Genomic DNA, 13338 nt, shown 5'->3' with positions numbered 1-13338 from the left:
ACACGACTTGGCCGGAGGTCCCCCGCGGTCAGCCGGTCTTCGGTACGGCCGGGGCCGGGACCTTCGCCGCGAACTGCCCCGCCTGGAGCGCGTACAGCTCCGCGTACAGGCCGCCGGTGGCCAGCAGCTCCTCCGGCGGGCCGGACTCCACCAGCCGGCCCTGGTCCAGGACGTGCACCAGGTCCGCGTGGCGCACGGACGCCAGCCGGTGGGTGATCAGCACGACCGTCTGCCCGCTGTCCGCCAGTTTCCGGATCCGCTCGAACACCTCCAGCTCGGCGCGGGCGTCGAGCGCCGCCGTCGGCTCGTCCACGATCAGGATCCGGCCGCGCCGGTAGGCGGCCCGCGCGATGCCCAGCCGCTGCCACTGGCCGCCGGAGAGTTCGTGCCCGCCGCTGAAGTGGCGCGCCAGCAGCGTGTCCAGGCCGCGCGGCAGTTCCGCGACCAGCTCCTCCGCGCCCGCGTCGGCGACCGCAGCGGCCAGCCGCTGTTCGGTGAGCGGAGCCGAGGGCCGGCCGACCGCGACGTTGACCCGGGCGGTGAAGGGCCAGCGTTTGAAGTCCTGCGCCACCATCGCGATGCGCTCGGCGAGCGCGTGCCGGTCCGCCCGCGCCGCGTCCACGCCGTCCCACAGGATCCTGCCCCGGTCCGGGGTGTACAGGCCGGCCAGCAGCTTCACCAGGGTGGTCTTGCCGGAACCGTTCTCGCCGACCAGGGCCACGATCCGGCCGAGCGGCACGGTCAGCGACACGTCGTCCAGCGCGGGGCGGGCGGTCGCCGTGCCGCACCCCGCCTCGCCGGGATAGCTGAACGTGACGTGCTCGAAGCGGATCTCGCGCGGATCCTCCGGCAGCGACTCCCCGCCGGCCGGGATAGCCCGCTTCGCCGCCTCGGCGTACAGGCGGTGCAGATCGCCGACGAAGAGCGCCTCCTCGTGCAGCTGGTTCACCTCCAGGACCAGGGTGTCCAGGCTCGCCGAGCCGGTCCGGATCGCGATGACCGCCGTGCCGGCGACCGACAGCGCCATCGCCCCGGCCAGCAGCAGCCCGCCGAGCGTCGCGTACGTCGCCACCGTGGCCAGCCCGGTCCAGGCCGCCGCGAACAGTCCCGTGCGGGCCGCCAGCCGGGCCAGCCGGGCCTGCTCCGCCTCGGCGGTCTCCGACATCTGCCGGTAGTGGCGCAGCAGGAACGGCCCCACGCCGTGCACCCGGATCTCCGGGGCCGCCGCGGGCTCGGTGAGCAGGCCGCTGAGCAGATGTCCCGCACGCGCGTGCTGCACCCAGACGTGGAAGGACTCGTAGCGGCGCCGGGCGTTGGTCAGCGCGCTCCACGCGCTCGGCAGGGTCATCGTCACCAGCAGCGGAAGCAGCACCGGGTGCAGCACGGTCAGCACGCCCGCCGCCGCGACCAGCGAGATCATCGCGTTCACCACCCGCGCGCCGTACATGATCATCCGGCGCGCGGACGAGGCGCCGTACTGCGCGGTGTCCAGCAGTTTGTGGAAGGCGTGGTCCTCGATCGCGGCCAGTTCCACCCCCGCCGCCCGCTCCAGGTACAGCTCGGTCGCCACCCGTTCGACCTTCGGTTCCAGCCGGCCGGTCGCGTACGTCGAGGCGGCCCGCAGCAGCGCGCCGAGCAGTGTCACCGCCGCCATGACGACCAGCGCGGGCACGGCGCCGCGCAGCCGGTCCGCCAGGGCGCCGCCGCCGATCACCCGGCTGAGGACGCTGTTCACCGCGAGCAGGCCGATCGCCTGCGTCACGCCCCGGACCGCCTCGGCGGTCAGCACCGTGTTCGTGGCCCGCCGGTCGGCCTGCCGGGCCAGCCGGAAGCTGGCGGCCAGCAGACCGGGCAGCCGCCGGACCATGCCGCGGAAGTTCAGCTCCAGGAAGGCGTCGTTGTGCTGACTCCAGCCGGTGTCGTAGCGCAACGGGCCGCCGAAGAGCAGACGCTCGGACTCGGAGATCGAGGGGCCGGCGGCGGGTTCCCCGACCGGTCCCCCTCCGCCTGCGGGCGCTCCCGGTGCGGGTGCTTGTGGTGAGGTCTTCCTGCCGAGCCGCCCGCGCCTCGTCTTCACCGATGGCCTCCCCCGATCGCGAATGCAGGCCACTATCGCGGGGCGGGACCGCCTGGGGCAGGGCGCGTGACCCGGCGGACGAAGCGCACGGCGCGTACGGCCGCCCGTCGCCCACGTGGCCACGCGGCTCACGTGCGCACGCGGCTCAGGCGCGTGCGCGGCTCACGTACCCATGGTGCCCGCGTGCCCGTGTGCTCACGCGCTGACCGGACGGGACCAGGCCGGGGCCGTGCCCGTCACACGGCACAGCGCGAGGTACAGCGGGATCGGCGGGGTGTAGGGCACCGGGCCGGCGGGCCGGTGGACGAGGGCGGGGGGCCCGCTCGCGGGCGAGGCGTCGGGAAGGACCGCGCCGGCCGAGTAGTGCGCGGGGGCCGGCCAGCGCAGGGCGTAGTCGGAGTCGGCCGGGACGATCCACCACCAGTGCGTGTCGTCGGCGTAGACGCAGCCCACGCGCGGCAGCCGCGGCATCAGCGCGGGGCCGAGGCGGGCGGGCACGGCCACCGCGTCGCAGCCGAGGGGGAGCGTCATGCCCTCGGGCAGCCGCAGCCGGAGGGGCGCGTCGGACGCCGCGGTTGCGCCGGACGCGCCGGCTCCGCCGGACCGCGCGGTGGTGTCCGGTGCGCCGGGCGCGCGCGTCTCGCGCCCCAGGCGTACGAGGGTGTCCAGGCTCAGTGTCCGATTCGAGCCGAAGCCACCGCTCACAGCCATGCGGCCCCCGTTCCGTGTGTCGTTCGGTGCGGTGCCGCGTGCGCGGTCCCGGGCGTGGATTCGCGCGGCGCGTCCTCGCCGCCGGGGTGCGGCCGGTGGTCCGGGGCGGGCCTGGGCGCGCCCCAGCCGAGGTCGCACCGTGCCTCGCCGTTGTCCGCGGGCCGGGCCTCGTACGTCTCCTGCGCCGCGGGCGCGGCCGTGCGCGGCAGTTCCACCCACACCACCAGCCCCGGGCCGTGCTCCTGGGTGCCCCAGGCGAGGCACAGCGCCTCGACGAGGAGCAGCCCCCTCCCGTGCTCCTCCTCCGGACGCTGCGGGGAGGGGTGCGGCTCGCCCGGCGCGCAGCCCTCGTCGCGCACGGCTATGCGCACCAGGCCGGCGCCGTCGGACAGCTCGCAGACCACATGGCTGCTGGCCGTGTGCACGATGGCGTTGGTGACCAGCTCGGAGACGACCAGGGCCGCGGTGTCACAGGTGTCCTCGCACACGGACCAGCCGGTCAGCCGGGCCCTGGTCAGGCGTCTGGCCTGGGCCGGTGAACCCGGGTGGGCGGCCAGCTCGAAGCGGAACCGGCGCTGGGCGCCGGCTGCGTCGGGGCCCGTTGCCGTGGGGGCGCCGGGGTCGAGGAGGCCCGCGGCGGCGACTGTTCCTAAGGGCGAGGACGGAATCACGCTTGCCACTATCTCCCCGCCATGAACACTTGGCAAGAGTCACTCTGAAAAATGCAGAGTGCTGTATGACGCGGTGAGGGGCCATGGCACACTGCTCGTAACAGCACGTAGCGCGGCGCCAGTTGGGATCGGCGGGGATCCACGGGTCTTCGAATAGATCTTCGAATGGCGCCGCAGGGCTGTCAGGACTCTTCGGCGGTGGTGGAGGTGGAGCGTGAGCGAACCGCGGTCCGCGCCGACCGTCGGGCAGGTCGTGCTCGGCCGGCGCCTGCTCGACCTGCGGGAACGCGCGGGGCTGAAGCGCGAGGAGGCGGCCCGCGTCCTGCGGGTCGCCCCCGCCACGATCCGCCGTATGGAGACGGCCGAGGTCGCCCTCAAGATCCCTTACCTGCAAGTCCTGCTGAAGGCGTACGGCGTCTGCGACGACGAGGCCGAGGCCTTCGTACGGCTCGCCGAGGACGCCAACCGGCCCGGCTGGTGGCAGCGGTTCCACGACATCCTGCCGGGCTGGTTCTCCATGTACGTCAGCCTGGAGGGCGCCGCCTCCCTCATCCGGTCCTACGAACCCCACTTCGTGCCCGGCCTGCTGCAGACCGAGGACTACGCGCGCGGGGTGCTCAGGTCGGGGGCGATCGGCCAGACCAGCCCCGAGGACATCGAACGCCATGTCGCGCTGCGCATGCAGCGTCAGGACCTGCTCAGCCGCCCCGACGCGCCCAGGTTCTGGGCGGTGCTGGACGAGACCGCGCTGCGCCGCCCGGTCGGCGGCCCGGAGGTGATGCGTGCCCAGATCGACAAGTTGCTCGACGCCACGAAGCTGCCCAACGTGACGCTCCAGGTCGCCCCGTTCTCCTCGGGGCCGCACCCGGGCACGTACGGGCCCTTCGTGCTGTTCCGATTCGCCATGCCGGAACTGCCGGACATGGTCTACAGCGAGTACCTGACCGGCGCCGTCTACCTGGACGCGCGCAGCGAGGTGGCGACCCACCTCGAGGTCATGGACCGCATGGCGGCGCAGGCCGCCACGGCACATCGCACGAAGGAGATCCTCCGGGATCTCCGCAAGGAGTTGTGAATGGATCGCAGGACATCCCAGCCCAGGCCGCGGATCGGCGGCGGGCGGATCTACAACGGCATGCCCGCCCGTGACCTGGGCAGCGATGGCTGGCACAAGCCCTGGAGCGGCGGCAACGGCGGTAACTGCCTGGAGGCGATGAAGCTGGCCGACGGCCGCATAGCGGTGCGCCAGTCCACCGACCCGGACGGGCCGGCCCTCATCTACACCACGGACGAGATGACCGCCTTCATCGAGGGGGCCAAGGCCGGGGAGGCCGATTTCCTTCTCTCCTGACCGGCGCGGCCTTTTGTTTGCTCAATTCCTAAGCCTTGGCACCAACTTGAACACTTCCGACTCGACGCCCCCTCCCTCTTCCGACATCCATCGCTCGCACACCGGCAGACCGCGTCCCACCCGCACCCACGACCGACACCCTGGAGGCAAGGACGATCGCCGGCGACGAGGAGAGGGGCCGGCACACTCCCGGCCCTGCCGCGCGGCACCGTGCCGGGCCGGGAACGGTCGGCGGTCTCACCGGGCGGCGTGACTACGCGGTCATCGGACGGTCGTACGGTCCGATCGGGGCGGGCAGTCGTGAACTGCCCGTCAGGTACCGGTCGACCGCCGCCGCCACCGCGCGTCCCTCCGCGATCGCCCACACGATGAGCGACTGCCCGCGCGCGGCGTCCCCGGCCACGAACACGCCGGGGACGCCGGTCGCGAAGCCGGGATCGCGCACGATCGTGCCGCGCGGCGCCAGTTCGAGTCCCAGTTGGTCGATGAGGCCGTCCTCCCGGCTCGGCCCCGAGAAGCCGAGCGCGAGCAGCACCAGGCCGGCCGGGAGCGTCCGTCCGGTGCCGGGCAGGGGACGCCGCCGCGCGTCCACCTCGACCAGGTGCAGCTCACGCACGTGCCCGTCCGCGTCACCGGTGAACCGCAGCGTCGACGCGGCGAACAGGCGTGCGTCCGCGTCCGCGACGGGCGCGGTCCGCAGCTCCCCGGCCTCCTGGTGCGCGCCCGAGAGCCGGTAGATCTTCGGGTAGGTCGGCCACGGCTCCGCGTCCTCGTCACGCTCCGTGCCGGGCCGGGCGTAGATGTCCAGCTGGGTCACGGAGGCGGCGCCCTCACGCACGGCGGTGCCCAGACAGTCGGCCCCCGTGTCGCCGCCGCCCACCACGACCACGTGCAGGCCCGCCGCCGACAGCGGCGAGACCTCGACGTCCCCCTCGCACACCCGGTTGGCGTGCGGCAGGTACTCCATCGCCTGATGGACACCGGCCAGCCCACGCCCCGGCACGTCGAGCTCGCGCCAGGCCGTTGCCCCCGTGGCGATCACCACCGCGTCGTAGCGCGCCCGCAGTTCCGTCGCCGCGACGTCCCGCCCGACCGTCGTGCCGGTGCGGAACCTGGTCCCCTCCATGCGCATCTGTTCCAGCCGCCGCTCCAGACGGCGCTTCTCCATCTTGAACTCCGGGATGCCGTACCGCATCAGGCCGCCGGGCCGGTCGTCCTTCTCGAACACGGCGACCGTGTGCCCAGCGCGGGTCAGCTGCTGGGCCGCGGCGAGGCCGGCCGGCCCCGAACCGATCACCGCGACGGTCCGTCCCGACAGCCGGTCCGGCGGCCGCGGCGCGGTGAAGCCCTCCTCCCAGGCCCGGTCGGCGATGGCACACTCCACGTTCTTGATCGTGACGGCCGGCTGGTTGATCGCCAGCACGCACCCCGCCTCGCACGGTGCCGGACACAACCGGCCGGTGAACTCGGGGAAGTTGTTCGTGGCGTGCAACCGGTCGCTCGCCGCCCGCCAGTCCTCCCGGGAGACCAGGTCGTTCCACTCCGGGATCAGATTGCCCAGCGGACAGGCGTCGTGACAGAACGGGACGCCGCAGTCCATGCAGCGGTCCGCCTGCTTGGCGATGATCGGCAGCAACGCACCCGGAACACAGATCTCGTCCCAGTCCCGGACCCGCTCCTCCACCGGCCTGCGGGGCCACTCCCGGCGGGGCGTGGACAGGAATCCCTTGGGATCGGCCATGGCCGTCCCCCTTGCGTGCGCACACGGGCTGAATGACGGGCGGACGACGGCTGCGCGTCCTCGGGCCTTGCGGTCACGATACGTCCGCCGGGCCGCACCCGCAGAGCGCGCGGGAGGCCCGGCCGTCAGCCCCCGGCACCGTCCGGCGCACGCCACCCGCGGAGCACGGAGTCCACGTCCGTCGCTGTCCGCCGCCGGGCCTCGTGCCGGACCACGCCGTCCATCAGCAGACGGTCGTACGGCGTGTCCAGGTGCCGTACGGAGGCCCGCACGGCCGGGACGACCGCCCCCTCGGCCAGCGCCCGTCCCGCCGCGCTGCGCCCGACCCGCCCGCTGCCGCGCACCGAGGCATGGGCGGCGATCTCGCGGGCCCGGCCGGGCGGGCACCCCGGGAACAGCCGGAGGATCTCCGCCGCGAACGCGGCCGTGAACCGCACGTCCTGAGCCGCCCGCCGCCGCGCGTCCCGGGCCCGGCGGCGGCGCCGCGCCTCGGCGTCCGCCAGACACCGCCGCTCGGCCCGGGCGAGGGCCGCCTCCTCGACGAGTACGCCCTGCCGCTCGTAGCGCGCCTTGCGCCGGTTGAACCGCACGACCACCGCGGACAGTCCGCTCTCCTCGCGCGCCCTGCGGGTCAGCGCCGTGTCGCCGCGCGGCAGGAACACCAGGTGCCCGAGGTCGGCGCAGACCAGACAGCGGGGTGCCCCCTCCTCCAGGACGATCATGGGCAGCGGTCCGCGGCGGCACTGGGCGCAGCGCTTGCCCCGGAGCGGCTGGACGACGACGAGCCCGAAGCGGAATGGGGGAGTTGGGAGGCGGGCCATAGGAGGTACATGCCCGCTCCGGCCCCCTGCGGCACCCGTGACCCGGCCGGGCGCATCATGGCCGTGTGCGACTCGAAGCGATCACCTGGGAACGGCTCGGCGACCTGCTGGCCGAACGACTGCTCGATCTGGAACCGGGCGACGCCGGCCCCTGGCCGCGCGTCGCCTTCGACGGCGCCCCCGCCGCCCGGCCGGGCGACCTGGCCGAGCGCGTCTCGCAGGCGCTGCGCCCGCTCGGCCGCCCCTCGCTGGTCGTCGGCGCCGAGGGCTTCCTGCGCCCGGCGTCCCTGCGGCTGGAACACGGCCACCGGGACGTGGAGTCGTACTACGACGGCTGGCTCGACACCGGCGCCCTGTGGCGGGAGGTCTTCGGGCCGCTCGAACCCGGGGGCGACGGCCGCGTCCTGCCCGACCTGCGAGACCCCGCCACGGACCGCGCGACCCGCAGTCCCCGCGTCCGGCTCCCGCCCGGCGGGCTGCTGTTGCTGCACGGCCCCCTCCTGCTGCGGCACTGGTTCCCCTTCGACCTGAGCGTCCACCTCATGCTCTCCCCGGGCGCGCTGCGCCGGCGCACCCCCGAGGAGGACCACTGGACGCTGCCCGCCTTCGAACGCTACGAGGCGGAGGCCGACCCGGCCGGCACGGCGGACGTGCTGGTCCGCGCCGACGACCCGCGCCACCCGGCCTGGCGCGGCTGAGACACGGAACGGCCCGCGAAGTGCGTGATGATCGCGGCATGACACACGGCGACGACGAGGGATACCTGCTCGACAACCGGCGCGACGAGGCCGGCGAGCGCTTCGACGCCTTCACCCGGCTCTTCGACCCCACGACCTTCCGGCACCTGGAGAGGCTCGGCGTGGAGCGCGGCGGGCGGTGCTGGGAGGTCGGCGCCGGCGGTACGTCGGTCGTCTCCTGGCTGGCCGAGCGGGTCGGTCCCACCGGCCGGGTCGTCGCCACCGACATCGACACCTCGCGGGTCGCCCCGGCGGGCCGCCCGCCGGTCGAGGTGCGGGTCCACGACGTGGGCGCCGAGGAGCCGCCGGGGGCGGACTTCGACCTGGTGCACGCCCGGCTCGTCCTGGTCCACGTACCGGACCGGGACCGGGCGCTGCGGTCCATGATCGAGGCGCTGCGCCCCGGTGGCCGGCTGCTGATCGAGGACGCCGACCCCGCACTGCAGCCGCTGCTCTGCCCCGACGAACACGGGCCGGCCGAGGAACTGGCCAACCGGCTGCGGCGCGGCTTCCGCCGGCTCCTCGCCGACCGCGGGGCCGACCTGTCCTACGGGCGCAGACTCCCGAGGCTGCTGCGCGAGGCGGGGCTGCGCCGGGTCGAGGCCGACGCGTACTTCCCGGTCGCCTCGGCGGCCTGCACCGCCCTGGAATCCGCCACGGTCCGTCACATCCGCGACCGGCTCGTCGGCGCGGGACTGGCCACCGACGAGGAGATCGACCGCCACCTGGCCAATGTGGCCTCCGGCTCCATGGACCTGGCCACGGCGCCGATGATCTCGGCCTGGGGCTACAAGGCCTGACGCGGAGGTCTCGCTCCCACCCGGGCCACGGCCAGCGCACCCGCCCGGCAGCCCCGCGCCGCCGCGCTCCCGGCGTCGGCGCCGCCGAGCAGCGCGGCGAGGAACGCCCCCGTGAACGCGTCACCGGCACCCGTGGTGTCCCGGGGCGCGGCGGGGACGGCGGGCACCCGGGCGCACACGGCGCCCGAACGGGCCACCAGCGCCCCCTCGGCGCCCTGCTTGGCCACCACCAGCGGGACGTGGCGGCTGAGCTTGGCCGCCGCGTCCGCGCTGGTCGTGTCGTCCGGTGTCACACGCGGGTCCAGGCCGTCGCGATGCGCGCCGCCAGCCGGACGTTGCCGCGCACGGCGGCCAGGTTGGCGCGCAGCGAGGCGCCGTCCGTGCCGCGTACCAGGTGGTCGAGCAGGAACGGGGTGACCGCCTGCCCCGTGACCCCCCGCTCCTCGCACGCGCGCAGCGCCTCGGTGAGCACGCGCGCGTGCAGCTCCGGGTCCAGTTGCTCCTCCCGGGGCACCGGATTGGCGACGATCAGCGCCGACTCCGGTGCGCGCAACGCGTTCTGCGCCCGCATCACCTCGGCCACCTCCTCGGGCGTTCCGAGCGTCCAGTCCACCGGATGGCCCGAGTCGCTGAGGTAGAAGCCGGGGAAGCGGTCCGTGCCGTACCCGGCCACCGCGACCCCCAGCGTCTCCAGCCGTTGCAGGGTGGCAGGCACGTCCAGGACCGATTTCACCCCGGCGCACACCACGGTGATCCGGGTACGCGCCAGCAGTGCGAGGTCGGCGGACTCGTCCTGGGTGACCGTCCACTGCCGGTGCACCCCGCCCAGCCCGCCCGTGGCGAACACCCGGATGCCCGCCGGCGCGGCCAGGCAGGCCGTCGCCGACACCGTGGTCGCCCCGCTCACCCCAGCGGCCACGGCGAGCGGCAGGTCGCGGTGGCCCAGCTTGCGGATCCCCTCCTCGTTCGCGACCCGCTCCAGCTGCCCCTTGTCCAGGCCCACATGGGGCCGTCCGTCCAGCACGGCGATCGTGGCCGGTACGGCGCCCTCCTCCCGCACCGTGTCCTCCAGCTCCAGCGCCACCTGGAGATTGCGCGGACGCGGCAGCCCGTGGGCGATGATCGTGGACTCCAGGGACACCACCGGGCGGCGCGCGGCGAGCGCCTCCCGCACCTCTTCGGACACCACCAGCACGTGCCTGCCTCCCCTCGGTCGGCTCCTCCCTCCTCATCTCTGGCGGGCCGCGGACCCGGTCAAACCCTTGCGGCCCGGGCGAACACAACACCAGCCTGGACGCATGACGGACAACACGACACGCCTCGACCACGTCGTCCTGTGGGTGCGGGACCCCGCCGCCGCGGCCCGCTTCCACGATCGGGCGGTCGGCCTGGAACCGATCAACGTCGACGAGTTCACCGCGGGCGAGGTGTCCTTCCCCTCCGTACGGGTCAACGACGAGACGATCCTCGACCTCGCCCCGCTGGACCTCGCCCCGCGCATGAACATGCTCCCCGGCGCCTCGGGCAGCGCGGGCCACCCGGTGAACCACGTCTGCCTGTCCCTGCCCGCCGCCGCCTTCGACAGGCTGCGCACCCGCCTGGAGGAGAACGACGTCCCCGTCTCCGAACTCTCCTACGACTCCTCAGGAGCCCGCGGCAACGCCAAGCGCAGCTTCTACTTCCGCGACCCGGACGGCAACGTCTTCGAGGCCCGGCACTACGACTAGCTCCTCGCGTGCGGTGCGGTCAGAACAGCGGCTCGGGAAGCACCCCTTCGAGTGCGAGCAGGGTGCGTTTGGTCTCCAGGCCCCCGCCGAAACCGCCGATGCCCCCGTCGCTCTCCACGACCCGGTGGCACGGGACCACCACCGGCAGCGGATTGGCGCCCATCGCCGCGCCCACCGCCTGGGCCGCCCCGGGCTGACCGACCCGCCCGGCCAGATCGCCGTAGCCCACGACCGTGCCGTACGGGACACCCGACGCCAGTTCGCGCAGCACCCGCCGGTTGAAGCCCGATATCAGGGACCAGTCCAGGGGCAGCTCGAAGTCCTGCCGCTCGCCCGCGAAGTACGCCTCCAGCTGGCGTATCGCCTCCGCCAGCAGCGCCGAGCCGGGCGCCTCGACCGGCTCGGCGCCCAGCCGTGACGCCAGCCGGTCGAGCGTCCGCTCCCGCACCGTGCCGGTGGCATGAAACACGACATTGACCAGGCCGTCGTCGGTCGCCGCCAGCAGCAGTGGGCCGATGCCGGTGTCGGCCACCGTCCACACGACCTGCCGCCCGCTGTTCCCGGCTCGCTCGTGACTGTCCAGGCTGTCCATGCCGCTACCGTACGACCCTCCACTGACAACGCCCCGCTACCTGCGCTTCCGCTCCGTCGCGGGCACCGCCGAGAGGGGTCACGGGCCCTCCAGGGCGGCCCGCACCACATCCGGTCTGTCGGTGATGAGGCCGTCCACGCCGTATCCGGCGGCGGTCCGGGCCCGGACCGCGTCGTCCACCGTCCACGTGAAGACCTTGACCGGGTCGCCGTGCGGCCCGGTGAGCGCGTGCACGGCGGAGACGTAGTCGGCGTCGAGCGTCCCGTAGGACGGGTTGATCGAATCCGTGAAGCCGGCGTACCGGTCCAGGTCGGCCGTGTCCGGCCGGCCCAGGAGGGCGGTCGTGACGGCGGGAGCGAGGTCGTGCACGGTCCGCACGCTGGCGGCGCTGAAGCTCTGCACGATCAGCCGGCCCGCCAGGTGCCGGTGGTCCAGCCAGCCCTCCTCGCCCAGCACCTTGAGGGTCTGCTGTTCGATGCCCGGATACAGTTCGGGATTCTTGACCTCCAGGAGCAGGCTCTCGCGGTCGCGCTCCACCCGGCGCATGTACTGCTCCAGCGTCGGCACGCGCGTGCCCGCGTACGTGGGGGAGAACCAGCTGCCCGCGTCCAGACGGGCGATCTCGGCGGCGGTGAAGTCCTTCACCTTCCAGGGCGCCCGGTCCGGGAAGACCCGGGCGGCGTCGGTGGTCCGCCGCAGGCTGTCGTCGTGCAGGACCACCAGCTCGCCGTCCTTGGTGCGCTGCACGTCGTTCTCCACCCAGCGGAAGCCCAGCTCCGCCGCCTTGTCGATCGCGGGCAGCGTGTTCTCCGGGGCGTAGGCGGAAGCGCCCCGGTGGGCGACGATCACGGGCTGCCGCGCGGCCCCCGCCGCCCGGACCTGGGAGGCGGGCGACAGCGTCATGGCTCCCAGGAGGGCGGCCGTCGTGGCGGCGACTACGCGCGCGTGCATGCGTACTCCTCGCGTCGTGCGATCACGGACAGCACAAGCGTGACAGCACGCGGTCACCGGCGCGGGCCGGGTGCGGAGAGGCCACTTGATCGAGGGAGTGGTCGCCGACCGCTCACCGCTGCCGCACATCTGCGGCAAGGTCGTGTTTCTTTGCCGGAAAATCGTTCGGCCGATCCGGTGGGGGTCATACTCTCTGCGTCAACCCCGACCGTGGGGACGGTCGGGAAGCGGGGGCGGATTCACCTCATCGCGATTCAACAGGGCGGAAAGGCAACCGCGCATGCACGACGGCACGGTCGACGGATTCAGCTACGGGCTGGTCACCCCGCTGGTGGCCTATCTCATGGCCTGCCTGGGCGGGGCCCTGGGACTGCGCTGCACCACCCGCGCCCTCGTCGCGCGCTCCTGGCGCCCGGGCTGGCTGGCCCTCGCCTCCGCGGCGATCGGCTCGGGCATCTGGACCATGCACTTCGTGGCGATGACCGGCTTCAGCGTCGAAGGAGCGCCGATCCACTACGACCGGCCGACGACCTACGCCAGTCTGGTCGTCGCCATCGTCATGGTCGGCGTCGGGATATTCATCGTCGGCTACAAGGGCGCGAACGGGTCGGCGCTGTTCACCGGGGGGACGATCACCGGGCTCGGCGTCGCCTCCATGCACTACCTGGGCATGGCCGGCATGCAGTTCGACGGCGTCTTCGAGTACAACGTCCTCACCGTCTCCGCCTCCGTCGTCATAGCCGTCGTCGCCGCCACCGCCGCGCTGTGGGCGGCCGGACAGGTCAGGGGACTGCTGTGGAGCGTCGGAGCCAGCCTCGTCATGGGGCTCGCCGTCAGCGGCATGCACTACATGGGCATGGCCGCCCTCAGCGTCCACCTGCACGACGCCGGCGGCGACCCCGTCGCCGGGGAGGCCCCCGCCGCCCTCCTCGCGCCCATGCTGATCGGCCCGCTCGCCTTCCTGCTCCTGGCCGGCGTCGTCGTGATGTTCGACCCGCTGATGGTCATGAGCAGGGCCGACTGGACCCCGGTGGAGCGCAAGCCGGGCGTGCCCGCGCGCGAACTCGTCCCGTACTCCGCCGGGCGCCCGGACCCCGCCCGCATCCCGGTCCGGCGCGCCGCGCACCCCTCGCGCACCCCCCAGAACCGCTGACCGGGG

Annotated in this window: 14 protein-coding genes and 1 pseudogene; 6 read left to right on the top strand and 9 right to left on the bottom strand. The window is 73.9% G+C overall.

Annotated elements, in window-relative coordinates; translation table 11 throughout:
- Nucleotides 1-28: 28 nt before the first annotated feature.
- From ACF061_RS00240 to ACF061_RS00230, 3 genes are all read right to left on the bottom strand, one after another.
- Nucleotides 29-1966, bottom strand: coding sequence for an ABC transporter ATP-binding protein (locus ACF061_RS00240; protein ID WP_392265358.1), 1938 nt, complete (start codon nucleotides 1964-1966; stop codon nucleotides 29-31).
- A 306-nt stretch (nucleotides 1967-2272) separates the two neighbouring features.
- On the bottom strand, nucleotides 2273-2788 hold the full coding sequence (locus ACF061_RS00235) for a hypothetical protein (RefSeq protein WP_392264502.1): 516 nt from the start codon (nucleotides 2786-2788) through the stop codon (nucleotides 2273-2275).
- A complete protein-coding gene (locus tag ACF061_RS00230) occupies nucleotides 2779-3468 on the bottom strand; it encodes an ATP-binding protein (protein ID WP_392264501.1) in 690 nt (229 codons plus the stop codon). Before ACF061_RS00230 ends, ACF061_RS00235 begins: the two co-directional genes overlap by 10 nt.
- A gap of 205 nt (nucleotides 3469-3673) precedes the next feature.
- Between ACF061_RS00230 and ACF061_RS00225 the strand changes: the two genes are divergently transcribed.
- Together ACF061_RS00225 and ACF061_RS00220 are read left to right on the top strand one after the other, a co-directional pair.
- A complete protein-coding gene (locus ACF061_RS00225) occupies nucleotides 3674-4534 on the top strand; it encodes a helix-turn-helix domain-containing protein (RefSeq protein WP_392264500.1) in 861 nt (286 codons plus the stop codon).
- Entirely contained in the window at nucleotides 4535-4810 is a 276-nt protein-coding gene (locus ACF061_RS00220) for a DUF397 domain-containing protein (protein ID WP_392264499.1), read from the top strand.
- Nucleotides 4811-5063: 253 nt separating this feature from the next.
- Here ACF061_RS00220 and ACF061_RS00215 read toward each other — a convergent pair whose 3' ends face one another.
- Nucleotides 5064-6551, bottom strand: a complete 1488-nt coding sequence (locus ACF061_RS00215) for a glutamate synthase subunit beta (RefSeq protein ID WP_392264498.1) — start codon at nucleotides 6549-6551, stop codon at nucleotides 5064-5066.
- Nucleotides 6552-6676: 125 nt separating this feature from the next.
- Nucleotides 6677-7372 carry a DUF2293 domain-containing protein gene (locus ACF061_RS00210; protein WP_392264497.1) on the bottom strand — a complete coding sequence of 232 codons (696 nt, stop codon included), beginning with the start codon at nucleotides 7370-7372 and terminating at the stop codon, nucleotides 6677-6679.
- Nucleotides 7373-7437: 65 nt separating this feature from the next.
- Here ACF061_RS00210 and ACF061_RS00205 point away from each other — a divergent pair, with 65 nt between their 5' ends.
- Nucleotides 7438-8070: a uridine kinase gene (locus ACF061_RS00205; RefSeq protein WP_392264496.1), complete on the top strand. Its 633-nt coding sequence runs from the start codon at nucleotides 7438-7440 to the stop codon at nucleotides 8068-8070.
- A 38-nt stretch (nucleotides 8071-8108) separates the two neighbouring features.
- A complete protein-coding gene (locus ACF061_RS00200; protein ID WP_392264495.1) occupies nucleotides 8109-8909 on the top strand; it encodes a methyltransferase domain-containing protein in 801 nt (266 codons plus the stop codon).
- Here ACF061_RS00200 and ACF061_RS00195 read toward each other — a convergent pair.
- Nucleotides 8897-9178, bottom strand: a pseudogene (locus tag ACF061_RS00195) (PfkB family carbohydrate kinase); the annotation flags it as partial. The gene ACF061_RS00200 and the pseudogene ACF061_RS00195 overlap by 13 nt on opposite strands.
- A gap of 20 nt (nucleotides 9179-9198) precedes the next feature.
- The gene (locus ACF061_RS00190) at nucleotides 9199-10104 is read right to left on the bottom strand and encodes a pseudouridine-5'-phosphate glycosidase (protein WP_392264494.1); all 906 of its coding nucleotides are present in this window, start codon (nucleotides 10102-10104) and stop codon (nucleotides 9199-9201) included.
- Nucleotides 10105-10207: 103 nt separating this feature from the next.
- Here ACF061_RS00190 and ACF061_RS00185 point away from each other — a divergent pair, with 103 nt between their 5' ends.
- Nucleotides 10208-10636: a VOC family protein gene (locus ACF061_RS00185; RefSeq protein ID WP_392264493.1), complete on the top strand. Its 429-nt coding sequence runs from the start codon at nucleotides 10208-10210 to the stop codon at nucleotides 10634-10636.
- Nucleotides 10637-10655: 19 nt separating this feature from the next.
- Here the strand turns inward: ACF061_RS00185 and ACF061_RS00180 are convergent, their stop codons facing one another.
- Both ACF061_RS00180 and ACF061_RS00175 read right to left on the bottom strand, forming a co-directional pair.
- Nucleotides 10656-11228 carry a methylated-DNA--[protein]-cysteine S-methyltransferase gene (locus tag ACF061_RS00180; protein ID WP_392264492.1) on the bottom strand — a complete coding sequence of 191 codons (573 nt, stop codon included), beginning with the start codon at nucleotides 11226-11228 and terminating at the stop codon, nucleotides 10656-10658.
- A 78-nt stretch (nucleotides 11229-11306) separates the two neighbouring features.
- Nucleotides 11307-12179 carry a glycerophosphodiester phosphodiesterase gene (locus tag ACF061_RS00175; RefSeq protein ID WP_392264491.1) on the bottom strand — a complete coding sequence of 291 codons (873 nt, stop codon included), beginning with the start codon at nucleotides 12177-12179 and terminating at the stop codon, nucleotides 11307-11309.
- 280 nt (nucleotides 12180-12459) lie between these two features.
- Here ACF061_RS00175 and ACF061_RS00170 point away from each other — a divergent pair, with 280 nt between their 5' ends.
- A complete protein-coding gene (locus ACF061_RS00170) occupies nucleotides 12460-13332 on the top strand; it encodes an MHYT domain-containing protein (protein ID WP_392264490.1) in 873 nt (290 codons plus the stop codon).
- The last annotated feature ends 6 nt before the right edge of the window (nucleotides 13333-13338 follow it).

This window comes from Streptomyces sp. NPDC015220, assembly GCF_043079345.1.
Classification (GTDB): Bacteria; Actinomycetota; Actinomycetes; order Streptomycetales; family Streptomycetaceae; genus Streptomyces.
The sequence above is the reverse complement of the archived record's forward strand: the minus strand, read 5'-3'. Positions and strand labels throughout refer to the sequence as shown.

What these genes read in the sequence shown, in the direction of transcription:
- ACF061_RS00220 (WP_392264499.1), top strand. Translation starts at nt 4,535, where the DNA reads ATGGATCGCAGGACATCCCAGCCCAGGCCGCGGATCGGCGGCGGGCGG.
- ACF061_RS00210 (WP_392264497.1), bottom strand. Translation starts at nt 7,372, where the DNA reads ATGGCCCGCCTCCCAACTCCCCCATTCCGCTTCGGGCTCGTCGTCGTC.
- ACF061_RS00170 (WP_392264490.1), top strand. Translation starts at nt 12,460, where the DNA reads ATGCACGACGGCACGGTCGACGGATTCAGCTACGGGCTGGTCACCCCG.
- ACF061_RS00215 (WP_392264498.1), bottom strand. Translation starts at nt 6,551, where the DNA reads ATGGCCGATCCCAAGGGATTCCTGTCCACGCCCCGCCGGGAGTGGCCC.
- ACF061_RS00185 (WP_392264493.1), top strand. Translation starts at nt 10,208, where the DNA reads ATGACGGACAACACGACACGCCTCGACCACGTCGTCCTGTGGGTGCGG.
- ACF061_RS00180 (WP_392264492.1), bottom strand. Translation starts at nt 11,228, where the DNA reads ATGGACAGCCTGGACAGTCACGAGCGAGCCGGGAACAGCGGGCGGCAG.
- ACF061_RS00235 (WP_392264502.1), bottom strand. Translation starts at nt 2,788, where the DNA reads ATGGCTGTGAGCGGTGGCTTCGGCTCGAATCGGACACTGAGCCTGGAC.
- ACF061_RS00175 (WP_392264491.1), bottom strand. Translation starts at nt 12,179, where the DNA reads ATGCACGCGCGCGTAGTCGCCGCCACGACGGCCGCCCTCCTGGGAGCC.
- ACF061_RS00200 (WP_392264495.1), top strand. Translation starts at nt 8,109, where the DNA reads ATGACACACGGCGACGACGAGGGATACCTGCTCGACAACCGGCGCGAC.